Below are 26,403 nucleotides of genomic sequence, written 5' to 3'. Positions count from 1 at the left end.
GCTCTGAATATAGACTATCTCAAAAAGATACTAAAGATTTGATGCGGTTACCCTGCCAAAAACTTGATTTTTACGCCGTAGTTCTGAGGGTTTTTCTATATTTGCGCTATAGGGATGTTCGTTTTCTACCTGGGGGAGAGGACATCATACCTAATTTTAGACTTCTTATTTTTTAGATGGCGATCTTATGAATGGGAGTCCGAAGGTATAGTTGTAAATGGTTTAATTCAAAACTCGAAATGTTATGAAGAAGATTTTTACCTTGTTATTGATGATTGTGTCTCTATCTCTAAGTACTACAGCTTATGCACAACTCAGATTTGGAGCGAAGGTAGGAGGGAACTTTAGTCAGGTGCCTCTCAAAGGCGTAGAAGTAGACAGCCGAGAGATGACCTCGTTTCATGCCGGACTTATAGCAGAGTTTCAGCTTCCGGTATTGCCCCTTTCCTTTGAGGTGGATTTGCTTTTCTCTCAACGTGGTAGTTTGTTTGATGATGGTAAGGCTTCGGATGTCCTCAAGAGTAATCACGTAGACTTGCCGTTGTATGCCAAACTATGGTTCTTGGATCTTGCTGCAGTTCGTTTCTATGCACAAGCCGGTCCATACTTTTCTTACAGGCTCAGCAGTAATGTGGATGAGATGGCTAAGAGTTTCGATAAATTGAAGAGTCTCGAGGCAAATAAGATTGGTATGGGTATCAATGTAGGCCTTGGTGTCGAACTCATAAAGCATCTGCAGATATCGGCTCAATATTCGGCAGCTCTTGCTCGAGATTATGAGTATAAGGGTGTTTTGTCTGCGGCAGACGATTTCCGAAAGACAAAGGATAAGACTTTCAGTGTATCATTGGCATTCTTATTCTAAGCCAAGCAGATACAGATCGAAAATTTAGCACCGCCCGACAATGCAAAATAAAAGCATTGTCGGGTGGTATTTTTATTGCTGTGGTGACTGCATCAGGAGGATGCTATTTTTTGATTTCTGGACTTGGGAGAGGACCTTTTGTCCTTTATTTACAGCGTCTCAGAGGCATGGGACGGATAATAATGATTATGCTTAAGATATGCGTCTAAAGTAAAATATTAAATTAACTATTATTAACCTGTTTGTTTCAGGTTGCTAAAATGTCTGATGTGCAAATGGTTATCTCGTTTGTCCTGGTTTAATGTCTTGTTTATTAGCTGTTTATGTGTAAGTGTTTGTTTTGTAGGGAGATTGAGAAATACAAGGAAAAAGGCATTTTTTTTATTCATGATGATTTATAATCTTTGTATTCCGGTTCTATAAAACGCGGCCGAGATGGGTAAGATTTCGGATGTTTTATCAAGACATATAAAGCGGTCAGATGACACACAATAATACTAACATACAACTCCACGAGGCTTGGCATGCGTTCATGACAGATGTTAATAGACGTCTGGGATCGCAGCATGACTTTAATATGTGGTTTGAGCCCCTTGTTCCTGTGAGTTTTACGGGTAATGTGCTCACTGTACGTGTGCCTTCTGCTTTTTACTATGAACGTCTTGAAAAGGACTATATAGATATCTTGAGAGAAAGTCTCAAGAGTAGTTTTGGTGGAGGAGTGGGTCTCAACTATCAGATCTTGACTGACGCTACCAACAACCTTTGCCAAAATGCGCATTCATCAAAGGATAGCTATGCCCCTGCGATAAGTCAGGCCCAGAGGGTTCAGAAGAATACATTCCGTAGCAACCTCAATGAGAAAATGCGCCTCGATAACTTCTATCACAGTATCTGTAACCGTATGGTATACACTGCTGCCAGAAGTATTATCGAGAGTCCGGGTAACAATCCTTTCAATCCGTTGTTTATACACGGAGCTTCCGGAGTTGGTAAGACTCATATCCTTCATGCGATAGGTAATGAGCTTGTAAGGCTTAACCCTTCTCTTCGAGCGGTCTATGTGCCTGCCCAGATCTTCAAGATGCAATATGTTGAGGCTGCGGTGAGACGTAAGAAGCCGGAGGAGTTTGTCCATTATTACCAAAATATCGATCTTCTCCTCATAGATGATATTCAGGAGTTGCATGATGCTGTGAGTACACAAAATGCATTTTTCCAGATATTTAACAACCTAAAGATGCTTGGGAAGCAGATTGTGATCACCTCTGACCGCCCTCCTGTTGACCTCAAGGGACTTGAGGACAGGCTCTATACTCGAATGAAATGGGGACTCACAGCAGAGCTTGAACGTCCTGATGCAGGTCTCCGCAAGCAAATCCTGGAGGCTAAGATGTATGAATGTGATGTGAATCTTCCTGAGGATGTATTCAAGTTTATCGTCAAGCATGCAGATAACAATGTGAGAGATATAGAGGGTACTCTTACTTCTCTCATGGCACACTCGATCTTTAGCAAGAAACCCATCGATATCAATCTTGCTCGCAAGGTAATGGCTCAGACCGTCGGCATAGAGGAAAGGTCACTCTCTGTCTCGGATGTCATCAAGACGGTCTGCTCGTACTATGATATTGCGATGGATGATGTCAAGGGGCGTAGCCGTAAGAGAGAGATTGTCCTCGCGAGGCAGATCTGTATGTATATATCAAAGGAGCACACAGATGCTTCGCTTGTTGCGATAGGTCGTGAGCTTGGGCGTCGAGATCATACAACAGTCTTGTATGCAACTCGCACGGTAAAAGATATCATGGATACTTCTAATGTCGTCAGACAACAAGTTATAGATATCTGTCAGTTGTTGAATCTCTGATAGTTTCCTCTTGATTCGTCTTTCGCTTCCAAGAACTTTCAGCTGAAATATAACTTTCAAAATTTATTGTCCGGCACTTTTTTCTCTGAAGAGTGTCGGGTTTTTATATTTGTGGTGTGCTTTTATAGGGGTGGTGGATAAAATGAAGAAAAAAAGAAAGATTTACTGTTTTAATGGCTAAAAATCTCATGAAATAGGGGTTAATTTCCCTGAAAATAGGTACATTTGTCTCCGAATAAACCAAATAAATAACCATAAAGAGGGACATAACTGTCGAAGACTTCTATGGACTGCAAGGAAGGTATTGTCACTAAAATCGCGAACGATCATGTCATCGTGCACATGGTTCGTTCGTCTGCATGTAGTGGGTGTCATGCCAAAGGGGTATGTCACTCCGGCGATGCAAAAGAAGAGCTTTTGACAGTGACCAATTATCCTGATGGACTTGTAGAAGGTGATAAGGTACGCATTCTTTTTTCGGACTCAAAGGGTTTGATGGCGGTTGTGTTTGCTTTTGTTATTCCTTTGTCGATTATAGTTTTAGGTGTCTCTATAATGTCTTATCTTGATATGAGTGAGGGTCAGATGACCTTATACCTTTTGCTAGCTATGGCTATTTATTATCTAATGCTATCGTTGCTTAAGAAGCGATTCACGAAGACATTTCAAATCAAAGTCGAACGAATACAAAACGATATTTGATATATACAATTACATCCTATGTTATTTACAATTTTATTTCTTTCTGTTGTAGGCGCAGTAGGTGCAATGTTGTTGTTTACCGTCGCGAAGAAATTCCATGTGGAGGAAGATCCTCGTATCGGGCAAGTACAAGAAGCTCTACCTGGCGCTAACTGTGGAGGCTGTGGATATCCGGGCTGTGGAGGATTTGCCTCTGCTTGCGTTGCCTCCGAGAGTCTCGATGGGTTATTTTGTCCTGTCGGGGGCAACGAAACAATGTCTCGTGTCGCCAGCATCCTTGGGCGTGAGGCATCAGCTGCAGACCCATTAGTGGCAGTAGTTCGTTGTAATGGTAACTGCCAAGATCGTCCTCGTACAAATATGTATGATGGAGCGACATCTTGTAAGATCTCAACTTCTCTTTATGGAGGGGAGACCGGCTGCACCTTTGGTTGCCATGGACTAGGAGACTGTTGTGTTGTATGTAACTTCGATGCTATACACATCAATCCGGAGACAAAACTCCCTGAGGTTGATGAGGATAAATGTACTGCCTGTGGAGCTTGTGTCAAGGCTTGCCCCAAGTTTATCATCGAACTTCGCAAGAAAGGACCTAAAGGGCGACGCGTCTTTGTCTCTTGCGTCAATAAAGACAAAGGAGGGTTAGCTATGAAGGCTTGTAAGAATGCTTGTATCGGGTGCTCAAAGTGTCTCAAGGAGTGTAATTTTGAGGCTATCACTATCGAAAATAACCTTTCGTATATCGACCATACAAAATGTAGGCTCTGTCGTAAGTGTGTTGCAGTATGTCCTACTAATGCAATCCATGAAATCGGGTTCCCTCCACGTAAAGAGAAGCCCGCAGATGCGGAAGTGACGGAAAAACCTGCGGGACCTGTGGTTGCTCCTCCTTCTCAAGGAACAGCACAACCTATGGCCTGATGGGTCAAAAAGCATTTCTTTTGGTTTAATAGGATTTATAGTCAAAGACATTATTATACTACTATGTTGAAGACATTCAGAATAGGCGGGGTCCATCCCCCTGAAAATAAAATTTCGGCAGCGAAGAGCATAGAGGTACTTCCGTTACCCAAGCAGGTGTCTATCCTTGTCAGCCAACACATCGGAGCTCCCGCGACGGTTCTTGTCAAGAAGGGGGATGATGTCAAGGTCGGAACGCTTGTGGCAAAGGCCGGAGGTTTTGTGTCTGCTAATATTCACTCTTCAGTGTCCGGTAAAGTCTTTAAGATCGATGATATCGTCGATGCTTCCGGATACAGAAAAACCGCTATCGTTATCAACAGTGATGAGACGGATACTTGGGAAGAATCCATTGATCGTAGCCCTGAGATCGTAAGAGAGTGTGCCCTTGCACCTCAAGATATCGTGGCACGTATAGCAGAGTGTGGTATTGTGGGGCTTGGTGGTGCAACGTTTCCTACCAATGTCAAGCTCCTTCCACCAAAGGATGCGAAGCCTGAAATTATCATTATCAACGGAGTGGAGTGTGAGCCTTATCTTACTGCAGACCACCGTGTAATGCTTGAGAGAGGAGAGGAAGTCCTTATCGGGGTCTCTATCTTGATGAAGGCTGCTCAGGTACACCGTGCTGCAATAGGTATAGAGAACAATAAAAAAGATGCAATCGAGCACCTTACAGAACTTGCAAAGAAGTTTAAGGGGATAGAGATTGTCCCCCTAAAGGTCAAATATCCTCAAGGAGGAGAAAAACAGCTCATAGATGCTGTGATCAAGCGCATGGTGAAGAGTGGGGCTCTGCCTATCTCCGTGGGAGCAATAGTCCAGAACGTGGGGACTGCGCTTGCAATATATGAAGCGGTGCAGAAGAATAAGCCTTTGGTGGAACGTGTTGTTACCGTCACAGGTAAGGACGTTACTAATGCGTCTAATTTTCTTGCTCGTGTGGGGACTCCCATAAACACTTTGATAGAGGCTGCCGGTGGATTGCCTGAAAGTACAGCTAAGCTCATAAGCGGTGGCCCTATGATGGGTAAAGCTCTCACAACTGAGGATGCTCCTGTTACAAAGGGAACGAGTGGAGTACTTATGCTACGTAAGGAGGACACGAAACGTAAGCCTATGCGTGCATGTATCCGCTGTGCTAAGTGTGTGGGGGCTTGTCCTATGGGACTCAATCCGGCTTTCCTTATGAGGGACGTTGTCTTCTCCAACTGGGATGTGGCTGAGAAGGAACATATTGTTGATTGTATCGAGTGTGGCTCTTGTAGCTTTACCTGCCCTTCCAATAGACCTCTCCTCGACTACATTCGCATGGGTAAGCAGACCGTCATGGGTATCATTAGAGCTCGAAACACTAAATAGTCAAAATAATTATATCATAATATGGCTACTAAATTTATAGTATCTCCTTCTCCCCATATCCATAGTGGGGACTCGGTAGAGAAAAACATGTATGGAGTCCTTATTGCGCTTTTGCCGGCTCTTTTGGCTTCATTTTACTTCTTTGGGTTAGGTGCAATAGTTATCACTCTCACGTCAGTCTTGGGTTGTATGGCTGTCGAGTACCTGATTGTAAAGTTTCTACTCAAGAGCGATGAACTCACAATCCTTGATGGTTCTGCAGCTTTGACCGGTGTGCTTTTAGCCCTAAACTTGCCAAGTAATTTGCCATTTTGGATTGTCTTGATAGGTGCTGTCGCAGCTATCGGGATTGGTAAGATGTCTTTCGGAGGACTTGGAAACAACGTTTTCAACCCTGCAATCCTTGGTCGTGTGCTACTCCTTATTTCTTTCCCTGCTCAGATGACTTCATGGCCAACCCCAGGTCAGCTCGCTCACTATACCGATGTTGAGACCGGGGCGACTCCTCTCGGTGTGTTGAAGGGAATTGTGAAGAACGCTCCCGGTGCATCGATGGATCAATTGTCTTCTATGGGAGAAATGTTCTTCGGTCAGATTGGGGGGTCGCTTGGTGAAGTCAGCGCAATAGCGCTGCTTATCGGCTTTGCTTTTCTCCTTATCAGACGTATCATCACATGGCATATCCCCATTGCGATTTTTGCAGCTGTGATTCTTTTTGGAGGGACAATGCACTTGATCAATCCTGAAATTTATGCGAATCCCTTGGTACACCTTCTCAGTGGAGGTATGCTCTTGGGTGCAATTTTTATGGCTACTGACTATGTGACATCTCCGATGAGTAAGAGCGGTATGTTGTTGTATGGCTTTTTGATCGGTCTTATCACCATGTTGATCCGTCTCTTTGGAGCGTATCCCGAAGGTATGTCATTTGCGATCTTGATTATGAACGCCTTTACTCCACTAATCAACCTCTATATGAAACCAAAACTCTTCGGAGACAAAAAGTAATATTGCCTTATGAAAAAGTTAAGTTCAACACTCCCCAACATGTTGCTATCGCTCACGGGGATATGTTTAATGGCTGCTGCGGTATTATCTTTTGTCAATGACAGTACAAAGGAGACTATTGCTGCGTCAAAGATCAAAGCTCTTGAGACTGCCATCGGTGAGGTTACACCGGAGTTTGATAATAAACCCCTTGATGAGAAGCTCGTGATAAAAGTAGCGGAGGACGATCTTATCGTCTACCCTGCAAAGAAGGCGGGGACTCTTGTTGGTGCTGCCATCGAGAGTGTTTCCCATAATGGTTTTGGTGGAGACGTCAAGGTATTGGTAGGTATTGATACCGAAGGAAAAGTTGTAAATTACTCTGTCTTACAGATGGTGGAGACTCCAGGACTCGGAGATAAGATGTTTCACTGGTTCAAGACTGATAAGGGCAAACAGTCTATTATCGGATATGATATCAACGGTGGGCATCTCAAAGTCACTAAAGATGGTGGATCTATCGATGCTATCACTGCTGCCACGATTTCCAGTCGTGCATTTTTGGATGCAGTGAATAAGGCACAAGACGCTTATAAAGAGTCTTTGAATCAGTTGCAATAACACAAAAAATAAAAGTAACCCGCTATGAATAAACTAAAGATCATAACCAATGGTATCATTGCTGAAAATCCGGTGTTGATCCTTCTTTTGGGGATGTGTCCGACACTCGGTACTACATCATCGGCAATAAATGGTTTTAGCATGGGGATGGCGACTACTTTTGTGTTGCTTTGCTCCAATATGGTGATCTCTTTGATCAAGAACCTTATTCCGGACAAGGTCCGTATTCCTGCATACATTGTCGTTATTGCGACATTTGTTACGGTAATCCAGATCTGTATGGAGGCCTATCTACCCTCTTTGTATGCCTCTTTGGGTCTCTTCATCCCACTTATTGTGGTGAACTGTATTGTTCTTGGTCGAGCAGAGTCTTTTGCTGCGAAGAACAATCTTTTCAACTCTGCTCTTGACGGTATAGGGATGGGGCTCGGTTTTACTTTGGCACTGACCATCCTTGGTCTTGTGCGAGAGTTTTTGGGAACAGGTAAGGCTTTTGATATGAGTCTTATTCCCGAAGAATACGGAGCGCTTATTTTCATCCTTGCTCCCGGTGCATTCATCGTACTCGGTTATCTTATCGGTATTATGAACAAGCTCCGTAAGGCTTAAGTACTTGGATTTGACAATTAGACCCATTGCATTTTTATTATGGAATACTTAGTTATATTTATATCCGCAATATTTGTCAACAACGTTGTTTTCTCTCAGTTCTTGGGGATTTGTCCATTTCTTGGTGTCTCTAAGAAACTCAGTACCGCTGTAGGTATGAGTGCAGCTGTGGCATTCGTCCTTACGCTGGCAACATTGGTGACTTTCGCTATTCAGAAGTTTGTTCTTGATCCATACGGACTTTCATTCATGCAGACGATCTCCTATATCCTCGTCATTGCATCTCTCGTTCAGATGGTTGAAATCGTGCTCAAGAAAGTTTCTCCCGCTCTTTATCAGGCATTGGGGGTTTTCTTGCCACTTATCACGACCAACTGTTGTATCCTTGGGGTGGCTATCCTTGTTATTCAGAAGGATTATAACCTCGCATCATCTATCATCTATGCTCTCTCTACCGCTGTCGGATATGCGCTTGCACTGATTATCTTTGCTGTTATCCGCGAACAGCTCGCGATGACAAAGGTCCCCAAATCTCTTGCCGGCACACCTATTGCTCTTATTACTGCAGGTATATTGGCGATGTCATTTATGGGCTTCTCCGGTTTGGTTTAATGGTTGAGAGATGGTATAAAAGTCTATGCTATGAAGCCGCAAATTTTAGTCACGGGTGGTACCGGTTATATCGGATCTCATACCACTGTTGAGTTGCAGCTGGCAGGCTACGAAGTCATTTCGGTAGACAATCTATCAAACTCGAATAAGGATGTGCTTTCCGGGATCGAAAAGATCACGGGAAGCATTCCTGTTTTTTACGAGTTGGATTGTAATGATAAAGAAGCTCTGCGAGGTCTCTTCAAGTCTCATCCCGGTATCAAGGGAATCATACACTTTGCTGCAAGTAAGGTTGTCGGGGAGTCGGTCGAAAACCCTCTCCTTTACTATCGCAACAATATTGTACCAATGCTCAATCTGCTTCAGCTACTTGATGAGTTTAAGCAGATAAAAGGCTTTGTGTTTTCATCATCATGTACAGTCTATGGAGAGCCTGAACGTCTCCCTGTGACAGAAGAAGATCCCATCCTTCCGGCCATATCTCCTTACGGTAATACCAAGCAGATCAACGAAGAGATTATCCGAGATACTATTGCCTCAGGAGCCCCATTCAAGGCCGTTTTGCTCAGGTATTTCAATCCTATCGGAGCGCATCCATCGGCACATATCGGAGAGCTTCCTCTCGGTATCCCACAAAATCTCATCCCATATCTCACGGGCGCAGCCGCAGGTGTCTATCCCGAGCTTAGAATATTCGGGAATGACTATGATACACCTGACGGTTCGTGTATCAGAGATTTTATTCATGTTGTGGATCTCGCCAAAGCTCACGTAAAGGCCATCGAACATGTCCTTTCTCCCAAATCCGAATCTCTCGAAATCTTTAACATCGGGACAGGTCGAGGGGTAAGTGTGCTCGAACTCATACGTACGTTTGAAAAAGCGACCGGTGTGACTGTGCCTTATTCCATCGCTCCACGTCGAGAAGGAGATATCGTGTCTGTTTGGGCAGATCCTACGCGCGCCAATCAACGCCTTGGCTGGTACGCTCAGAGTACTCTTGAAGAAACTCTAAAAAGTGCTTGGAAGTGGCAGAAGAAACTGATGTAGATATCAAATACACTCAATACTTGTAACAAAACCGGGCGACCTAATTCTTTGCATTTAGGTCGCCCGGTTTTATTCTTTGGGTGATGTCTTTAGTTTGTGTGTAAAAAGTCAAGCATGGCATCTATCGTGTAGCTTGTTTGTTCACCCGACTTCATGTCCTTTATCGTTACCGTTTGGTTAGCCATTTCGTCAGCTCCCACAAATGCCACATAAGGGATGTGGAGTTGATCGGCATAGTTCATCTGCTTTTTCATCTTTACAGACTCCGGATATATTTCAGCAGCCATCCCCGATTCTCTTATCTTGTAGAGTAGGGGGAGTATGTATTCTTCCTCTTGCTCTCCAAAGTTTACAAACATAAGTTTGCTACCACTCTTAGCCTCTTCCGGATACAAGTCAAGGGTGTTCAGTACATCGAATATACGATCTGCCCCAAACGATATACCTACACCGGACATGCCTTTTTCTCCAAAGACTCCCGTGAGGTCATCGTAGCGTCCGCCCCCTGTGATGCTTCCTATCTGTACATCGAGGGCTTTTACCTCAAAGATCGCACCGGTATAGTAGTTGAGTCCTCTTGCGAGAGAAAGATCCAGCTTGACTTCATTTTGGAGAGGTGTGAGTTTTAGCTTACGCATGATGTACCTGAGTTCCTCTATCCCCTTCTTGCCTATCTCCGATCCCGCCAAGACACGTTCAAGGGTGTCAAGCTTTTCCATATTCGAGCCTGAGAACTCAAGGATTGGTTTTAGCTTGTCTATGGCTTCCTCGGTGATACCCTTTGAGAGTAGCTCCTGGTGTACACCTTCCCATCCTATTTTGTCCAACTTGTCTATTGCCACAGTCAGGTCTACGATTTTGTCCTCTGCTCCGATCACTTCTCCTATGGCGGAGAGGAGTTTTCTATTGTTGATGAGGATCGAGACACGGATACCCAGACGACCGAATACTTTATCGATGATCTGTGTCAGTTCCACTTCATGGAGTAGAGAATCCGATCCGATGACATCCGCATCGCATTGGAAAAACTCTCTGTATCGGCCTTTTTGAGGTCGGTCAGCTCTCCAGACCGGCTGTATCTGGTATCTTTTGAATGGAAATGTCAGCTCATTTTTATGTTGTACCACGAATCTTGCGAAAGGCACGGTGAGGTCATAGCGCAGACCTCTCTCACAAGCCCTTGCAGCAAATTCTGTCGGTGAGATAGTGAGCAGCTCGTTCCGATCAAAGGACTTGAGGCTGTCGCCTGAGTTCAGTATCCTGAAGAGCAGCTTGTCCCCTTCTTCGCCGTACTTCCCTGTCAATGTAGACAGATTTTCCATTGCCGGAGTTTCTATCTCTCTGAATCCGTATGATTTGTAGACTTCTTTAATGGTATCGAATATATAGTTTCTTTTCGCCATTTCTTCGGGCGAAAAGTCTCTTGTCCCTTTTGGTATGGATGGTTTTTGTGCCATACTTTTCTTGTGTCAGGTTTAATATTTGTTGTAAGATACGACCTTGTCGATAGGTTTACGTACTTTTTTCTTGGGTCCTTCAAGCGAATACCCGAGAGCGATGATGAGAGGTATCCTTTTGCCTCGAGGGATGTCAAGTGCTTTTCGTACTCTTTTCTCATCGCACCAGCCTATCATACAGCTTCCCAAGCCTTCTTCTGTAGCTGCAAGCACCATGTTCTCTGCAGCTATGCCGATGTCAAGATGAGCAAAGTGTTGATTGAGCAACCATCCTCCTATCCGAGATGCTATATTGACTGACTCCTCAACAATGACGATGAGTACAGGCGCTGATGCGACAAACTTGTTCATCGTACCTGTCGCTACCGAAGTCGTGGCATGGGCAACCTCGAGACGTGTACTTTCCTCCTCAACAACCACAAATTTCCATGGTTGGGAATTACATGCCGAAGGCGCCAACATCCCTGCCTCTATGATACGCTCGATAACTTCCCTCGATACCTTTCGGTCGGGATCATACTTGCGATCGCTCTGTCTTTTGCGTATAAGGTCGTAGATACTCATGTGTGGGCGACTTTTACTTCACAAAGTCCATCATCCGGGCAAGGTATTTGCCTACGATGTCAAACTCCAGATTGACCCTCTTGCCGACTGTCAATGTCCCAAAGTTGGTGTGAGCCAATGTGTAAGGGATGATTGCCACTCTGAAAGAATTTTTTGTCGAGTCGCATACTGTGAGGCTGACACCGTTGATGCAGACAGATCCTTTTTCGACCGTCACATATCCTTTGCGAGCCATTTCTGCATCGACATCGTATTCGATAGTGAAGTATGTGCTGCCATCAGCATCTTCTATCTTGGTACAGACGCCTGTTGTGTCTACGTGTCCTTGGACGATATGTCCGTCAAGGCGGCCATTGGCAGGCATGCTGCGTTCGAGATTGACCTGATCACCCACCTTCAGATCTCCGAGGTTTGATCTCTCAAGAGTCTCTTTGATAGCTGTCACGGTATACTCGCTTTTGTCTTCGGAGATATGTACGACTGTGAGGCACACACCATTGTGAGCCACGCTTTGGTCGATCTTCAATTCGTGGACAAATGGACAGTGTAGTGTAAGATCTACATTGTCACTTCCCGCTTCGGTCTTGATTGCACGTACTACGGCAGCACTCTCTACTATTCCGGAAAACATACTTTTATATATTTAATGTGTTGATATTTTCTTAACCCTCAAAGTTAACGAATATCCCGCATAGAATGGGTATCGGGGGGGAGTAAAAAGAATGAAGGCTTTGAGCCGATTTCATACGAAATTCATATCTCAAAGCCTTCCGGGGGGAGGGGAGGTTCCTGGCGGACTCGAACCGCCGTAAACGGTTTTGCAGACCGGTGCCTAACCACTCGGCCAAGGAACCAAACAAAATGCAAACATCAAGTCTTACTCAACTGCACTGCAAAGTTCGCACAAAAATCTCAAATTTCCAAACATTTGTGCCACTATTTATAGTCTCCAGATTCATCTGTACTCCTATCGAGTACGCTGATTTTCGTGTCAATGTCTCTATAATAGATTGAACCTAAGGGTGGTGCACCAAAATGGTGGTGATGATAGAAGCAAGATATTTGAATGAAATATTTTTTAAGAGTTGTTAGATGTTGTTTGCTTTTTACTTCTTCTTTAGCTACAGTGTTTGGTCTTAATGATGGATGGTAATGGATTTTTCAGCTTATGATTATTGTAGACTTCTCTCCTTTCTTTTTATGATTGCTCTTCATTTTCATAGACGTCAGACAACTCTCCAAATCAACGTGCCTACCTTGATGAATTAAGTTGTCTAACCTGATAAATCAACGTGCCTACCTTGACGAATTAAGTTGTCTAACTTGATAAATCAATGTGCCTACCTTGGTGTATCAGATCGGATTGTTTTTTGAAACTGTCGTTTTTATGCCATTTGATGAGTCCGAATATTATGGTAGAGGGGTAGAGAACGGTTTTGCGGTTAAGCTATCGAGTCTCTACATAGGTAGTCATGTTTTTTTAGTAAATTTGTGCCATAGTCTGTGGTGACATCGGATTATTCCGACTCAGCAAATTATTGTCAAATATACTATACATTTTACCAGACAGTTATGGATAAAAAACAACTTAGTCTAAGGGCGGCGGACAACATCCGTATCCTCGCTCTTTCGATGGTGGAGAAGGCAAAATCCGGACACCCGGGTGGTGCCATGGGAGGTGCGGACTTTGCACAAGTGCTTTTTGCAGAGTACATGGTCTTTGATCCCGAGAGCCCTGAGTGGTTTGCTCGTGATAGATTTTTCCTCGATCCCGGGCACATGTCGCCGATGCTCTATGCGACACTATCCATGCATGGTAAGTATAGTATGGATGACCTCAAGAACTTCCGTCAGTGGGAGAGTGTCACTCCCGGACACCCTGAAAGAGATGTCAAAAGAGGAGTAGAAAACACTTCAGGTCCTCTTGGTCAGGGGCATACGTATGCCGTCGGGGCTGCAATCGCAGCGAAGAAGATGGAGGCGAAGTTTGGCAAGATCATGAGACAACGCATATTTGCGTTTATCTCCGATGGTGGGATACAGGAAGAGATATCTCAGGGCGCGGGACGTATCGCAGGACACTTGGGCCTCGACAACCTCGTGATGTTTTATGATGCCAACAATATCCAGCTCTCTACCACAGTAGATGAAGTGACCTCAGAAGATGTGGCGATGAAGTACAGAGCTTGGGGCTGGGAGATCATCGAAATAGATGGCAACGATCATGACCAGATACGTAAGGCTCTTGACAAGGCTATCGCAGTGGTAGGCAAGCCTACCCTCATCATCGGTAAGACCGTAATGGGTAAGGGCGCAAAGGGTGCTGAAGGGCAGTCTTTCGAAAATAAGGTTTCAACTCACGGACAGCCTTTGTCTGCTGCCGGAGCTTGTGCTGCGACTACAATCAAGGGTATGGGAGGAAATCCCGACAATCCGTTTGTCATCTTTGATGATGTCAAAAAGATGTATGCTGACAGACAAAAAGCTCTCAAAGATGAGTGCAAACAGTGGCAAAAGGAATACAACGAGTGGAGAAAAAGCAACGCTGCTCTTGCTGCAGAGTTGGACTCTTGGCTCTCAGATGAGGCTCCTAAGGTAGATTGGAAGTCGATTGTACAAAAGCCCAATCAAGCTACCCGTGCAGCTTCGGCAACAGTGCTCGGTTATCTTGCTCAGCAAGTTCCTAATATGGTGGTCTCAAGTGCGGACTTGTCCAATTCCGATAAGACCGATGGATTCTTGAAAAATACTTCGGTCATCATGCGCAATGACTTCTCCGGAGGTTTCCTCCAGTCAGGTGTAAGCGAGTTTACGATGGCTTGTCTCTGTATAGGTATGGCTCTCCATGGTGGTGTCATTGCCGCTTGTGGTACGTTCTTTGTCTTCTCGGATTATATCAAGCCTGCTGCTCGTATGGCGGCCCTCATGGAAGTCCCTGTAAAGTTTGTGTGGACTCACGATGCTTTCCGTGTCGGAGAGGATGGCCCTACACACGAGCCTGTAGAGCAAGAGGCACAGATCAGACTCCTTGAAAAACTCAAAAATCACTCGGGAGATAATTCGTTGCTTGCCCTCCGTCCTGCAGACGTCTATGAGACTACAGTGGCTTGGCAGTTGGCAATGGAAAATACCAAGACTCCTACGGCTCTCATCCTTTCGCGTCAAAATATCGATGACCTGCCCGGCAATACTTATAGCAAGTCAAAGAGAGTTGCCAAGGGGGCGTATGTCGTGCGTGAGGTAGAGAATCCGGATGTCGTGCTCCTTGCAAGTGGTTCGGAAGTTTCTACACTCGTGGCGGGAGCAGATCTCCTTGCCAAGAAGAAAATCAAAGCCCAGGTGGTTTCTGTGCCTTCAGAAGGGCTATACAGAAATCAAAGTGCCAAGTATCAGGATGCAGTGCTTCCTAAGGGTGTGCTTCGCTTTGGTCTTACTGCCGGCCTGCCTGTCACACTCGAAGGCTTGGTAGCAGGTCAGGGTAGTATCTGGGGACTTGAGTCGTTCGGCTTCTCGGCGCCATACAAGGTCCTCGATGAAAAACTCGGCTTTACTCCTGAAAACGTGGTGAAGCAGGTGACTAAAATGCTCAAAAAGAAATAAAAATATAATGTCAAAGGAAATAATGACAATAGGTATTGCTGCGGATCATGCAGGATATGAACTCAAAGAGACTGTCATAGCACACCTCAAAGCCAAAGGCTATGCTGTGACTAACTTTGGGACGGACAGCACAGATAGTTGCGACTATCCTGACTACGCACATCCTCTTGCGCAGGCTGTGTGTGATGGTTCGGTAGACAGAGGTATCTCCATTTGTGGATCCGGTAATGGTATCTCTATGGTGCTCAATAAGTATGATGGTGTGAGGGCAGCCCTCTGTTGGGATGATGAGCTTGTAGCTCTTGCACGCCAACACAATGATGCCAATGTCCTTTCTCTCCCCGCTCGCTTTATCTCTCGGGACAAGGGCCTGGAGATGGTCGATATCTTTCTCTTGACAGACTTTGAGGGTGGGCGACACCAACGTAGAGTGGACAAGATAGCACCCCAAAGATAATCTGTCGGAGCGAGCTGATAGAAAATAATAGACTCCTGACAATAAGCTTAATGAGTGCTATCACACTCTTCTTCATCAAAAGAAGTAGTTGGTAGCACTCATCTGTTTTAGACTTAAAGATTGTAACAAATAATGATTTATCCGGACTTTCAAAATAGAAGTGCTCAGCATCTTTCAGAGCTTATCAAGCAAGAGATTGAGGCTCATAGAGCCGAAGTCAATGGCATCAAAAGCATAAAGCCCGAAGAGGCCACGTTTGCCAATACCGTGCTTGCTCTTGAGCAGTCAGGGAAGACCCTTGATTTGCACACTTCGGTATTTTTCAACTTGCTTCATTGTGATGCCGATGACGACTTCATGCGCTTATCGGAAGAACTCACGCCATTGCTCTCCGATCTCAACAATGAGATCAATATGGATATCCGACTGGCGAAGAATATAGAGCAGGTATACAACAATGAGTATCATGTCCTTACAGGGATAGATAAGCGTCTCCTCCAGCGTACTTATGAGGGTTACAGAGACAGAGGGGCATTTCTCGAGGAGGACAAACGGGAGGAATTGAAAGCCTTGAGAAAGGAACTTAGCCTGACAACTTTGAAGTTTGGCCAAAATGTACTCAGGGAACAGAATGAGTATACGCTCCAAGTCTTGGATAAAGCCCTCATCAGCAGACTTCCACAAGCTGCCTTGGAGGTCGCTCAGAGTAAGGCCAAGGAGAAGGGTGTAGAGGAAGGGTATCTGTTTGATTTCAGCTTTCCTTCTTATATGGCAATCATGAAATATTGCGATGACAGGGCTACAAGGGAGAAGATGTATCGTGATCGACAGGCCCTTTGTTTTGACATGAATAAGGAGACTGCCAATGTCGATATCGTCTTCAAGATTGTAGAGCTTAGGTCAAAGATTGCTTCTCTTCTCGGATATACAACGTATGCAGACTATGTCCTCAAGGAGCGAATGGCAAAGACAAAGGAGAATGTCTACAAGATGCTCGATGACTTGTATGATGCTTATATAGGGCTTGCACGCGAGGAAGTCAGAGCTGTTCAAGACTTTGCCAAGACTGCGAAGTATGCTCCTCTCGAGACCGGCGATATCATGCCTTGGGACTGGAGCTATTATGCCGAGCAGTACAAGGTGGAGACATTGGACTATGATGAGGAAGAGACCCGTCCTTATTTTGCTCTTGACAAGGTGATGGAAGCCATGCTTTCCCTTGCTGCGGATCTATATGACATTACTTTTGTCCCCAATTACACACTGACGAAATATCACAAAGATGTGGAGATCTATGATGTGAAGGCTAAGGACGGATCGGAGATCGGCATATTGATGACGGACTTTTTCCCCCGCAAGGGCAAACAGTCCGGTGCCTGGATGACCAATTATGTCGAGGCTTATGACAATGTAAGACCGGTGGTGAGCTTGGTGATGAACTTCACTCCTCCCACAAATAGTACACCTTCTCTGCTTACCTTTGATGAGGCTACGACCCTTTTCCACGAATTTGGACACGGTCTGCACGGACTCCTCACGACAGTCAAGTATGCCTCTCTAAGTGGGACGAATGTCGTCCGAGATTTCGTTGAGCTTCCCTCACAGATCATGGAAAATTGGATGCGCAGTCCCGAGTTTGTCAAGGGTTTTGCGGTGCATTATCAAACGGGCCAATCCATCTCCGAAGAACTCCTTTCTGCCATTGAGCGCAATGCTCTTTTCCTCGAAGGCTATGCTTGTATCCGTCAGCTCAGTTTCGGATACCTCGACATGGCTTGGCATACAGGAGAAGCGGACAGGCTGGGGACACGAGACATCGAAGCCTTTGAGCGTCTTGTCGGAGAACGTACCTCTCTCCTTCCTCGAGTTGAAGGAGGTTGCATAAGTTGTAGCTTTTCGCACGTTTTCAATGGAGGCTATGCCGTAGGATACTATGGTTATAAATGGGCGGAGATCCTTGATGCCGATGCTTTTGAAGAGTTTCATAAGAACGGTCTCAGGGACAAAGAAACAGCCTTCCGCTTCAAGGAGAATATTCTTCAGCAAGGGGATGCCGTGGATGCAGATGTACTGTATCGACGCTTCAAGGGGAAAGATGCCACTGTTGCTGCCCTAAAGAAAAGATCCGGTCTCAAGGACTGACAACGTAACAAACAATAAAACTTATTCCTAAATATGTTATTACATATCTTATTTGTAATCATAGGTTCGGCTCTCATCATAGCGGGGGCAAACTTCCTCACAGATGGAGCTTCGGCACTGGCTACGAGGTTCAAAATCTCTCAGATTGTCATAGGCCTTACTGTGGTGGCTTTTGGTACCTCGGCTCCCGAGCTTACCGTGAGTGTCCTCTCCGGATTGTCGGGGAACGGGGGCATGGCGGTCGGTAACGTCATCGGTAGCAATATCTTCAATATCTTGGCCATACTCGGACTTACCGCCCTCATAGCTCCTCTTCCCATCGGCAAATCATCACGAAACATCGAGATTCCCATGGCTATCCTGACGGCTCTTGTTTTGCTCTTTGTCATCGGGGATATTTTTATAGATGGGAAAGATGTTGCAGAACTGACACGCTCCGAGGGGGCTACTTTGCTTACCTTTGGACTTCTCTTTCTACTGTATACCATCTACATGGGAACGAAGGGTAAAAATGACGCCAAAGAAGAACAACAACCTGCGAAACTCATGAAGGTCTGGTTGTCGATCATATACATTGTCGGAGGTCTTGCCGGACTTGTCTTTGGAGGACGTTTGTTTGTAGACTCTGCCTCAGAGATTGCACGTACTCTCGGTGTAAGTGAGACACTCATAGGTCTTACTCTTGTTTCTTGGGGGACATCGATGCCCGAACTCGCTACCTCTATCGTCGCAGCATTCAAGAAAAACGCGGACATTGCGATAGGTAATGTCGTGGGAAGTAACATCTTCAACATCTTCCTTGTGCTTGGTTGTACAGGATTGGTGCACAATCAGACCGGCTTGGCATTCACCTTTGTTGATCTTTTTGCTCAACTCTTAGCTCCCGTGTTGCTTTTTGTTTTTGCTCGCTTCCTTTCTATCGGGACCTTGTCTCGCTCTGAGGGGGCGGTGCTCTTTGCCGTCTTTGTTGCGTACAACTGGTATATTATTTCTTCAGCTATAGGAGCCTGATCCTGTCATTGAGGGGGGCATTCGCCCGATACTGAGTCGGGACTGATCATAGATGAAGAAGAGGTCGATATTACTTATATCAACCTCTTCTTTTTTATGTCTTTGGACTGCTTATCTCAAAAAGGTAGACAACCTTCGAAATCAATGTGCCTACCTTGACGAATCGATATGCCTACCTTGCGACATCAAGTTAGACAACTTTTTCTCCGGATATTTGCTTGTCACTTTTCTGAGTCTGATTCATATCGAAAAAAGCCCATCCGATACTAAATATCGGATGGGCTTACTTTCTCTTATCGACGACCTTGTTCAGGTCTATATGCGGCCGTGCCTTAGAAGTCTATTGTGACTCCTCCAACGAAGTGGATAGGTGCAGCAGGCCAAGTGACTCGCTTAGAGGTCAGCCTTTCGATCTCTTCACCGTTCTTCTTGTAGTAGGTCTCTACATAGCCTGTTGTTGCATAGGTCTTGTTGTAGAGGTTGTTGATTTGGAACGAAAGTGTGACGCTACGGCCTATACCGAGGTTGCGTGTATAGTTGAGCTTGAGGTTCGAAGTGTAATAGCCCGGGAGGGTGCGATCTTCAACTCCGGAGTTGTCCATGTGTCTTTTGCCTACATAGTTACCTGTGAGGAAGAGTTGTAGTGCCTTGATAGGGCTCCAGCCGATGGTGTGATTGAAGATGACCGAAGGGCTCATTGCAATAGGTGTCGATCCAAGAGTCACAGAGAGAGCGTTATCCCAGTTCTCATCACTCTCGGTCAACTCATAGTCCTTGATGATGTTGCGGCTGAGGGTGAGGTTGGACTGTACAAAAAGGCTTGGTAGGATGTCCCACGATACAGATGTCTCGATACCTGCGCGATAGCTCTTGGGGACGTTGACATGGATGGGTTCGCCCACATCGCTGAGCTTACCACTCACGATGAGCTGATCTTTGTAGTCCATGAAGTATCCGTTGACATTGAGAGAGAAGTTTTTCACTCTCCAATTGACTCCGAGTTCATAGTCCATCAAGAATTCAGGTTTCGGGTTTGACTTGATGCCGTTCTCGATCTTCATACTCTCTGTGTAGGCCTTGCGCGTAGGCTCCTTACCTGCCATGGCAAATGATGCATAGGCACTGAAGTTGTTGTTGAAAGTCTGGTGTATCCCTACTTTAGGCAAGAAGAAGTTGTAGTTGAGCTTGTAGTCAAGTACATCCAACGCCCCTGTGACATCGTTGTAGGCATCTGTCGTACCGTTCATGTCGTGAGTGATATGGCGATACATAAGGTCTGCGTACAATAGTGTTTGGTCAAAGATAGAGTATTCGCCCTTGATATAAGCCGAGTAGTCAGACTTGTTGCTCTTGTTGCGATAGTACTCTTGCCCGGGAGTGAACTCAGGTGACTTGTCGAGGACAAAGTCAAGTGTGCCGAAGTGGTGATTGACATAGTTGTTGCCCGCCAAGCCTGCAGACAAGTGTAGAGCGTCTCTCTTGTAGTCAAGACTCAAGATCGCACCATAGAAGTCGTTGGATAAGTGTTTGTTGCGGATGAGGGAAGTCCTCTTTTTTCCATCCACCGAGGGTAGAGCGTAGTCTTTGAACTTTCGCCCTGTACGGTATTCTTGTGCGTAGCCATCACCCTTGGTATAGTGTAGAGTGGCGCCATACTTGAGCCCCGGCATGAGTTCTTGTTTGAAGATGACGTAGGTGTGCCCCTGTTTGTAGTTGTCGGTGTTGCGGAAATACTTTGCTACCGAAGGGTCTTTCTTCGCCTCATCAGGATTGATGAGACCGGATTCGTTGAATCTGCGGCCGAACAGTTCTTGATTTTTATCCGAGATCCCCCTCCAAGCAATTCCGGTCTCTTGATCACCGTAGTTATGGATGATATCGAGGCTGGTTGTTTCTCCCCTGTGAGAGGCATGGATATAGTAAGCCGTCGCCTTACCTCCGGAGCGATCTACATATCCGTCGCTCTTGATCCTTGAGAGATAACCACTGAATGCCCATCCGCTCGAGAGACGTCCGGACTCAAGGCTTACGAAATTGCGATTGAGGCCATACGAGCCCCCAAAGGTCGCCAATCTTACACCTGCTTCGTTGGCCGGCTTTCTTCCCCTCATATCCATTGTTGCCCCGAAAGCTCCTGCTCCAAAGGTTGAAGAGCCCGCACCTCTTACGATCACGATGTCATCGAGACGTGATGCATAGTCAGGCATATTTGCCCAAAAGACTGTTTGGCTTTCACTATCGTTGAGAGGTATCCCCATGTTGGTGATGTTGATGCGAGAAGCATCCACTCCGCGGATAGAGAACGAAGTGTATCCGCCCATGATACCTCCATCGCTTGTCATCACGAGTGAAGGTGTGCCTTGAAGGAGGCTTGGAACATCCCATGTAATAGATTTTTTGCTTAGATCATCGACCTTGATACGTTGCTGGGTGACAGGCGTCTTTTCTCCCGGACGAGTGCCAAGGATCTCGACTTCCTCCGATGTGTAGTGCTTGATGTCTTGTGCCTTTGCTCCCAGGCTCATGGCTCCGATCAGGAGAGAGAGGGAAAGCAAAGAGATACTTCTTTTGATCATTATTGTCAGTAATGTTTTTAGTTTGTTAGTAATGGACGATCCAAATGACCTCCAACACGCAGGGTACCCTGTGATACTGACGAAGATATATGATGTAGGGGTGAGTTTTTTAGAAAGGTGTGAGGGACTCTGCCCTCATGGCCGATATGTTGCATTACTTTTCCTACGCCGGGATTATCCGCTCAGGTTCCAAGGGTTTGTTCTCAGCCGTACAACGTACAGCACCCCTAAGTGATTTGATCATTAAATCCCTACAAAGGTATAAAAGACCGATTGAATTTACAACAAATGCCGGAAGCTTAAAGATGTTTGTAGCTCCTTAAGAGTGTGTCACGGTATTGATTTTAAGTCTTTTGTCCGGCGTCTTTGAGCGAAGTGTCTTTCCTTTCTTGTAGGAATGCTGCTCAAATAGGGGGGGACTGTTGATCAAAGAAAGTTATCTATCGAAGCTCTTTCATCCCCGATGATCTCTTTATTCAGCCATGTTTCTTGCCGGGTTGAGAAGATGATCATGCTGTCCTTCTCTTTCATTATCATCTTGGCTTCATGTTTCAGTTCGAGTAAGCTTGAAGGAGTTATTTCACCCTCAAAGACAGAGTTTTGTATCCAGTTCAGATATCTACGACATAGCCTGAGCATTTTACCCACTCTTTTTTCACCTACGTCATAGACCAATATAATATACATCACCAATACATCTTAAAGGGTTGATAATCTTCTATGTTCAGTATATCCTTGGCAAGTTTGTAACACTCAAGCTTCACAAGATGTTTGTAGCTCACATTTCGTCCGAGCTTGCGGTGCCTTATTGTTTCGTTAAGCCGCTCCTCGAAGGCTTGAACAAAGATCTTTTTTCCGGCGGGGTTGAGTACACAGCTGTTGAGCTTAAATTCGAAGTGTCTTGCCTGTATTTCACGCTTATTGAGCACTCTGAAGATTGTTCTGTCCACGAGGAGAGGTTTGAAGACTTCCGAGATGTCAAGACAGAGGGAGTATCTCCTATCTCCGGGACTATGCAGGTAGCTGATGGTCGGATTGAGTTGGGTTTGGTGTATCATCTTCAGACACAAAGAGTAGCACATCATATTGCCAAAAGATATCAGCGCATTTACCTCATTTTGAGGTGGCTGTTTGCTACGCTTTACCATATCGAAGGTGTCTATAATCTCGTCAAAAGCCATATAGTAAGCCTGACGGATATTGCCCTCTATCCCCATGAGTTCTGCGATCGATGATGCTGTCGGTATGGCTTCCACATATTTTTCCACAAGGCTTGTCATCTCACTTACCTCTTTTCCTCTATTGGCATAGTACCTCAGGTTTTTGAGCATATTGAATGCTGCCCCGTCAATAAACTTTCGGGCTATCCCCATACGCTTCTTGTGATCTTGATAAGCTGCGACCTGGGCTATGATCATCTTGCCTGAAAGGAGCCCATCCTTGGGCATAAACGAGCCGGTATAATTTTCATAATAGTCAAAGAAGTGTAGGGAGATCCCATTTTGTCCCAGGAAATTGTAAAGAGAACTATTGGCCTTGAGACTACCAAAGGCATAGATATCTCCCACAGCCTCTATCGGCAGATATCGAGGTTGTCCTGATACACTTTGCCCATTGTCATCTTCAGTAAATGGGACAAACTTCAACGAATTGTCTTTTCGAGACAGTTCTCCCGAGTTGAATAAATAGTATGTCTTCTTCATGGTTTCTCTTCTTCTCCCGAATAACAAAATTCATAATAACTACAGTTTTTGCATATTTTTGAGTCTATCCTCGGAGGGCAGTGATCAGAGTTGATGATGGATGTTATTTCTGCTTTCATCTTTCTGATGGTGGTACAGTCCTCTTCCGTCAGCCGGACATCCACCGTATGCCTCAAGGTCGGGTACTCTATGACGGCCGTCGCATCCGTGATCCCATGCTCTTGAAGTACATAGAGATAATATTTGACCTGCCAGACATGTGCGTCTTCAATCTTATTCGATTTTTTTACCTCGTGGACTATCCTATTGGTGGCGTCGTAGTAGTCGATCTTGATGCCTTCTATCGAAAACTCCGAATATCGCTCTGACCTTTGAAGATAAGTGGTGTCATGTAGCACTTTCCCCTCTGCTACGAGGTCGGAAGTATGCTCCATGAGGATACCCGCTCCGAACAGCCACAGCTTCCTCCGGCAAACTTGGTGATAATTGATATGTGTACCGGTTATATTCATCTGTCATGGTTGTTTATTTGGATGTTGGAGAATGTCAAGAAGTTGTCAAGCCTCCTCTTTGTTGAAGTTGAGGGGCTCCGGTCTGAGGCTTTGTCTGTATTTTTCTCTCACCTTGCCATAACTTGTTCAGACTAATCTTAAGTGCGTTTTCATGGGTGTTTCTGACTTGAGAATGAGGTTGTCAAAGGCACAAAAAAGTTGTCCAACTTGATACATCAAGGTAAGTATATCGATTGACCAAGGTAGGCACATTGATTTTGACGGATGCACCCCCTTTGGCTCAAAGCCCTATGAAACACAGATGCCAAGAGTCGAAGGGTCGAGACTCTTGGCATCTGTATTTGGGTTTATTGCTTCATCTGACCCTCATAGTCAAAGGCCTTCATCATCTCTATGAGTTGATTTTCAGCAGATTTTAGTGCATCTGCACTTTCGTTTTGGACTACTACATAGCCGGCGCATGGCAACGTGATGTATACGTCTGCACCTGCAGTCTCATCCACGATGGGCTTCACTTTTGGTTTGTCGCTACCATCATCTATGAGCTTTGCTCTGATGGCTCCCGCTTGTGCGTTGGCATTGTCACTGATAGCCACTGCCAGTGTTTCCATGAGGCTGAATGTCCGGGCTTGATTGGAAGTGATACGCCAGTTGATGAGGGCGTGGGCCAATGCGGGAATGATCTTGTCGCGTTCCTCCTTAGGTAATACAAGGCATTTGCCAAAGACATTTTCGCTCTCTACCCAGCCCGCATTCTTGAGCTTTTCGATCATCTCTTTGTCAATCTCCGGCTCGTGTTGATTGGTGGAGACACAAAATAGTGTACGCAAATCTATGGCAACGTCGTAAACAAAGAGTCCGGATGTGCGTCGGAGATCAGGGATCCAGTTGCGTCGTCCCAAGGTGCTATTGGTCTTTGTGAGGAATGATTCGATCTCCTCTTCCGTGAGAAGCTCTTTTTTACCTGCCACACGTACATTCACCGGATGATTTTCGGGGCGATCACTTCTGTCAAAAGTCGCATTCTCTTGACTTACATCTACGAGAAGAGGATGTAGTGCTCTCATCGCGGATATGGATAGTGGGCTCCGGCGTTTTTTTGTGACGCCGTCTCCGGCACGCATCCAACCTCCGACCAATTGGTCTACATATCGGGGATCACAGGGAGACCATGGTTCCTTGTATGATAGCTCTTGTTTGGCAGTGATCTCGTAGTTGAATGTTATGGGAGCCATTTGTACGTTGAGACGGTCTGTCAAGGCTTCGAGAACAGATCTTTTAACTTGTTGTCCGCTGGAGTAGGATACATATCTCCCAAACTGCGGATCGTAGTATTTTTTTTGTCCGTCTTCAACACAAAAGACTGTGTGCTCTGCACGTTTGAGTGCTCTGAGGTAAATGTAAGGATTCATAATTGTGTGGAATCTATTTGATTGTTATTTATTGCGGCATAATGAAAACGTAGCAGAGTCAAAAAGTATGGAACATTGTCGGCAGGCATCTTATTAATGAGACCTGCGATTTCTGTTATCTCTTCTTTATTCTCAGCTTCCTCGACAATAGGAATTAGCTTTTCAATGAAGCTCCTTTGATTGACCGCTGTCAGCAGACTCTTGACTTCATTGCTCCTGCCGGTCCTACCGGACTTCCCTCCCTTTGTGTAGGTGCTTAGGAAGTTGGCAAATTGGGTTGACTTATCCCACAGTTGATCATTGTTTAACATAGCTAATAGCCAAATTTGATAGGTTCGAAATTGTATTGTTTGTTCTTTATTATCATTCTTGAATGATGGCATCTTGCCTTTCTCCATATAAGGTCTCAGCCCCTTTGGTTCGAGGGCTTTGATGCCGATGACACCTTCTCGACAGGCCATCGTAAATCCTATGGCGGTCCCGAACAGCTCTGAGGCGTCCTCGATATCATCTGCCCCGAAATAGTCGATATAGAGCTCATACGGTATGCGAATATGGGAGAGAGCAAAGGGTATAAACCCGATGGTAGTGTTGGTCTGCCCTATATTGTATACATAACCCATGACTTTCGGGTTCTGGAGGTGAGAGCTGATGGCTATGAGCAGTTCGGCCCATGGGATGGTTTCAACACTGATGATGCCGTCCTTTTCTGACAGGGCAGATAGAAAGTTTTGGGAAGTATCAATCTTATCATAGAGCTTTTTAAGCCATTGACCATTCCATGTGTTGATTTGATTGCCCTTCATGTTGGGTGTCTCATTCAGATATTTACGGTAAACCTTCCATCCCTCGAAGATATCGAGCAGTATGTCCGTATGGCTGAAGAGTATAGACATCCCCCCTTGAACGCCCACCCCCAAGCCGGCTCCGATCCAAGATAGATAGGCTTCCTCCGGATTGTTTTCTTTTTGAGGAATAGATACTTGCCCTGATGTCGTTGAGAAAAAATCTACTGTCGGATAGCCGATAGCGATACTTGCATCACAAAGAGACCCATCTGTTTTTTCAATAAATCGGTCAAATCTCTCTTGCCTCTTTTCGGGAGTTTCGAAGGGCTTCTTTCCCAATATCATATCCGTCCATGATATTTTGGGGTTCTCAAACGGAGAGTTACCCGCTGTCATCATGTACTTTTCCTGATTGAAGAAAAGAGGATAGTAGACTTCGACAAAGAAACGTTTGGGATCATAGTCCGTGCCGTTCTTCTTGTTGTATGCTTCGAGGAATATCTTGCCTATGACAGATGTTACCATATCACTTGCTCATTTGTA

General features: G+C 45.3%; 23 protein-coding genes, 1 tRNA gene and 1 riboswitch. Of the genes, 14 read left to right on the top strand and 10 right to left on the bottom strand.

From position 1 onward, the window contains the following. Positions 1–244: 244 nt before the first annotated feature. The 10 genes from Q4A14_RS01505 (at position 245) to galE (ending at position 9,638) form a co-directional block, all read left to right on the top strand. Entirely contained in the window at positions 245–865 is a 621-nt protein-coding gene (locus Q4A14_RS01505; protein ID WP_303169414.1) for a porin family protein, read from the top strand. A gap of 481 nt (positions 866–1,346) precedes the next feature. After that, the gene (gene dnaA / locus Q4A14_RS01500; RefSeq protein ID WP_303169413.1) at positions 1,347–2,735 is read left to right on the top strand and encodes a chromosomal replication initiator protein DnaA; all 1,389 of its coding nucleotides are present in this window, start codon (positions 1,347–1,349) and stop codon (positions 2,733–2,735) included. A 285-nt stretch (positions 2,736–3,020) separates the two neighbouring features. After that, positions 3,021–3,437, top strand: a complete 417-nt coding sequence (locus Q4A14_RS01495; RefSeq protein ID WP_303169411.1) for a SoxR reducing system RseC family protein — start codon at positions 3,021–3,023, stop codon at positions 3,435–3,437. An 18-nt stretch (positions 3,438–3,455) separates the two neighbouring features. Next, entirely contained in the window at positions 3,456–4,358 is a 903-nt protein-coding gene (locus Q4A14_RS01490; RefSeq protein WP_303169409.1) for a Fe-S cluster domain-containing protein, read from the top strand. A 63-nt stretch (positions 4,359–4,421) separates the two neighbouring features. Next, positions 4,422–5,759, top strand: a complete 1,338-nt coding sequence (gene rsxC / locus Q4A14_RS01485; RefSeq protein WP_303169407.1) for an electron transport complex subunit RsxC — start codon at positions 4,422–4,424, stop codon at positions 5,757–5,759. 21 nt (positions 5,760–5,780) lie between these two features. Continuing rightward, positions 5,781–6,767, top strand: coding sequence for an RnfABCDGE type electron transport complex subunit D (locus Q4A14_RS01480; RefSeq protein WP_303169405.1), 987 nt, complete (start codon positions 5,781–5,783; stop codon positions 6,765–6,767). A gap of 9 nt (positions 6,768–6,776) precedes the next feature. Then, positions 6,777–7,367, top strand: a complete 591-nt coding sequence (locus Q4A14_RS01475) for an RnfABCDGE type electron transport complex subunit G (protein WP_303169404.1) — start codon at positions 6,777–6,779, stop codon at positions 7,365–7,367. 24 nt (positions 7,368–7,391) lie between these two features. Further along, positions 7,392–7,976, top strand: a complete 585-nt coding sequence (locus Q4A14_RS01470; RefSeq protein ID WP_303169403.1) for an RnfABCDGE type electron transport complex subunit E — start codon at positions 7,392–7,394, stop codon at positions 7,974–7,976. A gap of 39 nt (positions 7,977–8,015) precedes the next feature. Beyond that, positions 8,016–8,588, top strand: a complete 573-nt coding sequence (rsxA, locus tag Q4A14_RS01465; protein ID WP_303169402.1) for an electron transport complex subunit RsxA — start codon at positions 8,016–8,018, stop codon at positions 8,586–8,588. Between the two features lie 30 nt (positions 8,589–8,618). After that, the gene (galE, locus tag Q4A14_RS01460; protein ID WP_303169401.1) at positions 8,619–9,638 is read left to right on the top strand and encodes a UDP-glucose 4-epimerase GalE; all 1,020 of its coding nucleotides are present in this window, start codon (positions 8,619–8,621) and stop codon (positions 9,636–9,638) included. Positions 9,639–9,727: 89 nt separating this feature from the next. Here the strand turns inward: galE and hisS are convergent, their stop codons facing one another. From hisS to Q4A14_RS01440, 4 genes are all read right to left on the bottom strand, one after another. After that, the gene (hisS, locus tag Q4A14_RS01455) at positions 9,728–11,095 is read right to left on the bottom strand and encodes a histidine--tRNA ligase (RefSeq protein ID WP_303169400.1); all 1,368 of its coding nucleotides are present in this window, start codon (positions 11,093–11,095) and stop codon (positions 9,728–9,730) included. 18 nt (positions 11,096–11,113) lie between these two features. Then, on the bottom strand, positions 11,114–11,659 hold the full coding sequence (locus Q4A14_RS01450; protein WP_303169399.1) for a nitroreductase family protein: 546 nt from the start codon (positions 11,657–11,659) through the stop codon (positions 11,114–11,116). Positions 11,660–11,672: 13 nt separating this feature from the next. Continuing rightward, positions 11,673–12,290, bottom strand: a complete 618-nt coding sequence (locus Q4A14_RS01445; RefSeq protein WP_303169398.1) for a riboflavin synthase — start codon at positions 12,288–12,290, stop codon at positions 11,673–11,675. Positions 12,291–12,442: 152 nt separating this feature from the next. Next, positions 12,443–12,513, bottom strand: a tRNA-Cys gene (locus tag Q4A14_RS01440). Between the two features lie 718 nt (positions 12,514–13,231). On the opposite strand from Q4A14_RS01440, the gene Q4A14_RS01435 reads away from it, so the two are divergent. The 4 genes from Q4A14_RS01435 to Q4A14_RS01420 all read left to right on the top strand — a co-directional run bounded on the left by Q4A14_RS01435 (position 13,232) and on the right by Q4A14_RS01420 (position 18,869). Next, positions 13,232–15,259 carry a transketolase gene (locus tag Q4A14_RS01435; protein WP_303169397.1) on the top strand — a complete coding sequence of 676 codons (2,028 nt, stop codon included), beginning with the start codon at positions 13,232–13,234 and terminating at the stop codon, positions 15,257–15,259. 7 nt (positions 15,260–15,266) lie between these two features. Continuing rightward, positions 15,267–15,716, top strand: coding sequence for a ribose 5-phosphate isomerase B (rpiB, locus tag Q4A14_RS01430; RefSeq protein WP_303169396.1), 450 nt, complete (start codon positions 15,267–15,269; stop codon positions 15,714–15,716). A 132-nt stretch (positions 15,717–15,848) separates the two neighbouring features. After that, positions 15,849–17,858 carry a M3 family metallopeptidase gene (locus Q4A14_RS01425; protein WP_303169395.1) on the top strand — a complete coding sequence of 670 codons (2,010 nt, stop codon included), beginning with the start codon at positions 15,849–15,851 and terminating at the stop codon, positions 17,856–17,858. Between the two features lie 33 nt (positions 17,859–17,891). Beyond that, positions 17,892–18,869: a calcium/sodium antiporter gene (locus Q4A14_RS01420; protein WP_303169394.1), complete on the top strand. Its 978-nt coding sequence runs from the start codon at positions 17,892–17,894 to the stop codon at positions 18,867–18,869. A 332-nt stretch (positions 18,870–19,201) separates the two neighbouring features. On the opposite strand, the gene Q4A14_RS01415 is transcribed toward Q4A14_RS01420, so the two are convergent. From Q4A14_RS01415 to Q4A14_RS01390, 6 genes are all read right to left on the bottom strand, one after another. Continuing rightward, the gene (locus Q4A14_RS01415; protein WP_303169392.1) at positions 19,202–21,445 is read right to left on the bottom strand and encodes a TonB-dependent receptor; all 2,244 of its coding nucleotides are present in this window, start codon (positions 21,443–21,445) and stop codon (positions 19,202–19,204) included. Positions 21,446–21,588: 143 nt separating this feature from the next. Further along, positions 21,589–21,684: riboswitch (TPP riboswitch) on the bottom strand. Positions 21,685–21,871: 187 nt separating this feature from the next. Beyond that, positions 21,872–22,132: a CRISPR-associated endonuclease Cas2 gene (cas2, locus tag Q4A14_RS01410; RefSeq protein ID WP_303169390.1), complete on the bottom strand. Its 261-nt coding sequence runs from the start codon at positions 22,130–22,132 to the stop codon at positions 21,872–21,874. Next, a complete protein-coding gene (gene cas1b / locus Q4A14_RS01405; RefSeq protein WP_303169389.1) occupies positions 22,132–23,148 on the bottom strand; it encodes a type I-B CRISPR-associated endonuclease Cas1b in 1,017 nt (338 codons plus the stop codon). The genes cas2 and cas1b overlap by 1 nt, the downstream gene beginning before the upstream one ends. Further along, positions 23,145–23,660: a CRISPR-associated protein Cas4 gene (cas4, locus tag Q4A14_RS01400; RefSeq protein ID WP_303169388.1), complete on the bottom strand. Its 516-nt coding sequence runs from the start codon at positions 23,658–23,660 to the stop codon at positions 23,145–23,147. Before cas4 ends, cas1b begins: the two co-directional genes overlap by 4 nt. Positions 23,661–24,007: 347 nt before the next feature. Then, a complete protein-coding gene (locus Q4A14_RS01395) occupies positions 24,008–25,072 on the bottom strand; it encodes a CRISPR-associated protein Cas7 (RefSeq protein WP_303169386.1) in 1,065 nt (354 codons plus the stop codon). Further along, on the bottom strand, positions 25,069–26,385 hold the full coding sequence (locus Q4A14_RS01390) for a hypothetical protein (protein WP_303169385.1): 1,317 nt from the start codon (positions 26,383–26,385) through the stop codon (positions 25,069–25,071). The genes Q4A14_RS01395 and Q4A14_RS01390 overlap by 4 nt, the downstream gene beginning before the upstream one ends. Between the last annotated feature and the right edge of the window lie 18 nt (positions 26,386–26,403).

It is taken from the genome of Porphyromonas sp. (assembly GCF_030529325.1).
Lineage (GTDB): Bacteria > Bacteroidota > Bacteroidia > Bacteroidales > Porphyromonadaceae > Porphyromonas_A.
The sequence above is the reverse complement of the archived record's forward strand: the minus strand, read 5'-3'. Positions and strand labels throughout refer to the sequence as shown.

Excerpts from the sequence above, each read along its gene's own strand:
- Q4A14_RS01505 (WP_303169414.1), top strand. The coding sequence starts at position 245 with ATGAAGAAGATTTTTACCTTGTTATTGATGATTGTGTCTCTATCTCTA.
- dnaA (WP_303169413.1), top strand. The coding sequence starts at position 1,347 with ATGACACACAATAATACTAACATACAACTCCACGAGGCTTGGCATGCG.
- Q4A14_RS01495 (WP_303169411.1), top strand. The coding sequence starts at position 3,021 with ATGGACTGCAAGGAAGGTATTGTCACTAAAATCGCGAACGATCATGTC.
- Q4A14_RS01490 (WP_303169409.1), top strand. The coding sequence starts at position 3,456 with ATGTTATTTACAATTTTATTTCTTTCTGTTGTAGGCGCAGTAGGTGCA.
- rsxC (WP_303169407.1), top strand. The coding sequence starts at position 4,422 with ATGTTGAAGACATTCAGAATAGGCGGGGTCCATCCCCCTGAAAATAAA.
- Q4A14_RS01480 (WP_303169405.1), top strand. The coding sequence starts at position 5,781 with ATGGCTACTAAATTTATAGTATCTCCTTCTCCCCATATCCATAGTGGG.
- Q4A14_RS01475 (WP_303169404.1), top strand. The coding sequence starts at position 6,777 with ATGAAAAAGTTAAGTTCAACACTCCCCAACATGTTGCTATCGCTCACG.
- Q4A14_RS01470 (WP_303169403.1), top strand. The coding sequence starts at position 7,392 with ATGAATAAACTAAAGATCATAACCAATGGTATCATTGCTGAAAATCCG.
- rsxA (WP_303169402.1), top strand. The coding sequence starts at position 8,016 with ATGGAATACTTAGTTATATTTATATCCGCAATATTTGTCAACAACGTT.
- galE (WP_303169401.1), top strand. The coding sequence starts at position 8,619 with ATGAAGCCGCAAATTTTAGTCACGGGTGGTACCGGTTATATCGGATCT.
- hisS (WP_303169400.1), bottom strand. The coding sequence starts at position 11,095 with ATGGCACAAAAACCATCCATACCAAAAGGGACAAGAGACTTTTCGCCC.
- Q4A14_RS01450 (WP_303169399.1), bottom strand. The coding sequence starts at position 11,659 with ATGAGTATCTACGACCTTATACGCAAAAGACAGAGCGATCGCAAGTAT.
- Q4A14_RS01445 (WP_303169398.1), bottom strand. The coding sequence starts at position 12,290 with ATGTTTTCCGGAATAGTAGAGAGTGCTGCCGTAGTACGTGCAATCAAG.
- Q4A14_RS01435 (WP_303169397.1), top strand. The coding sequence starts at position 13,232 with ATGGATAAAAAACAACTTAGTCTAAGGGCGGCGGACAACATCCGTATC.
- rpiB (WP_303169396.1), top strand. The coding sequence starts at position 15,267 with ATGTCAAAGGAAATAATGACAATAGGTATTGCTGCGGATCATGCAGGA.
- Q4A14_RS01425 (WP_303169395.1), top strand. The coding sequence starts at position 15,849 with ATGATTTATCCGGACTTTCAAAATAGAAGTGCTCAGCATCTTTCAGAG.
- Q4A14_RS01420 (WP_303169394.1), top strand. The coding sequence starts at position 17,892 with ATGTTATTACATATCTTATTTGTAATCATAGGTTCGGCTCTCATCATA.
- Q4A14_RS01415 (WP_303169392.1), bottom strand. The coding sequence starts at position 21,445 with ATGATCAAAAGAAGTATCTCTTTGCTTTCCCTCTCTCTCCTGATCGGA.
- cas2 (WP_303169390.1), bottom strand. The coding sequence starts at position 22,132 with ATGTATATTATATTGGTCTATGACGTAGGTGAAAAAAGAGTGGGTAAA.
- cas1b (WP_303169389.1), bottom strand. The coding sequence starts at position 23,148 with ATGAAGAAGACATACTATTTATTCAACTCGGGAGAACTGTCTCGAAAA.
- cas4 (WP_303169388.1), bottom strand. The coding sequence starts at position 23,660 with ATGAATATAACCGGTACACATATCAATTATCACCAAGTTTGCCGGAGG.
- Q4A14_RS01395 (WP_303169386.1), bottom strand. The coding sequence starts at position 25,072 with ATGAATCCTTACATTTACCTCAGAGCACTCAAACGTGCAGAGCACACA.
- Q4A14_RS01390 (WP_303169385.1), bottom strand. The coding sequence starts at position 26,385 with ATGGTAACATCTGTCATAGGCAAGATATTCCTCGAAGCATACAACAAG.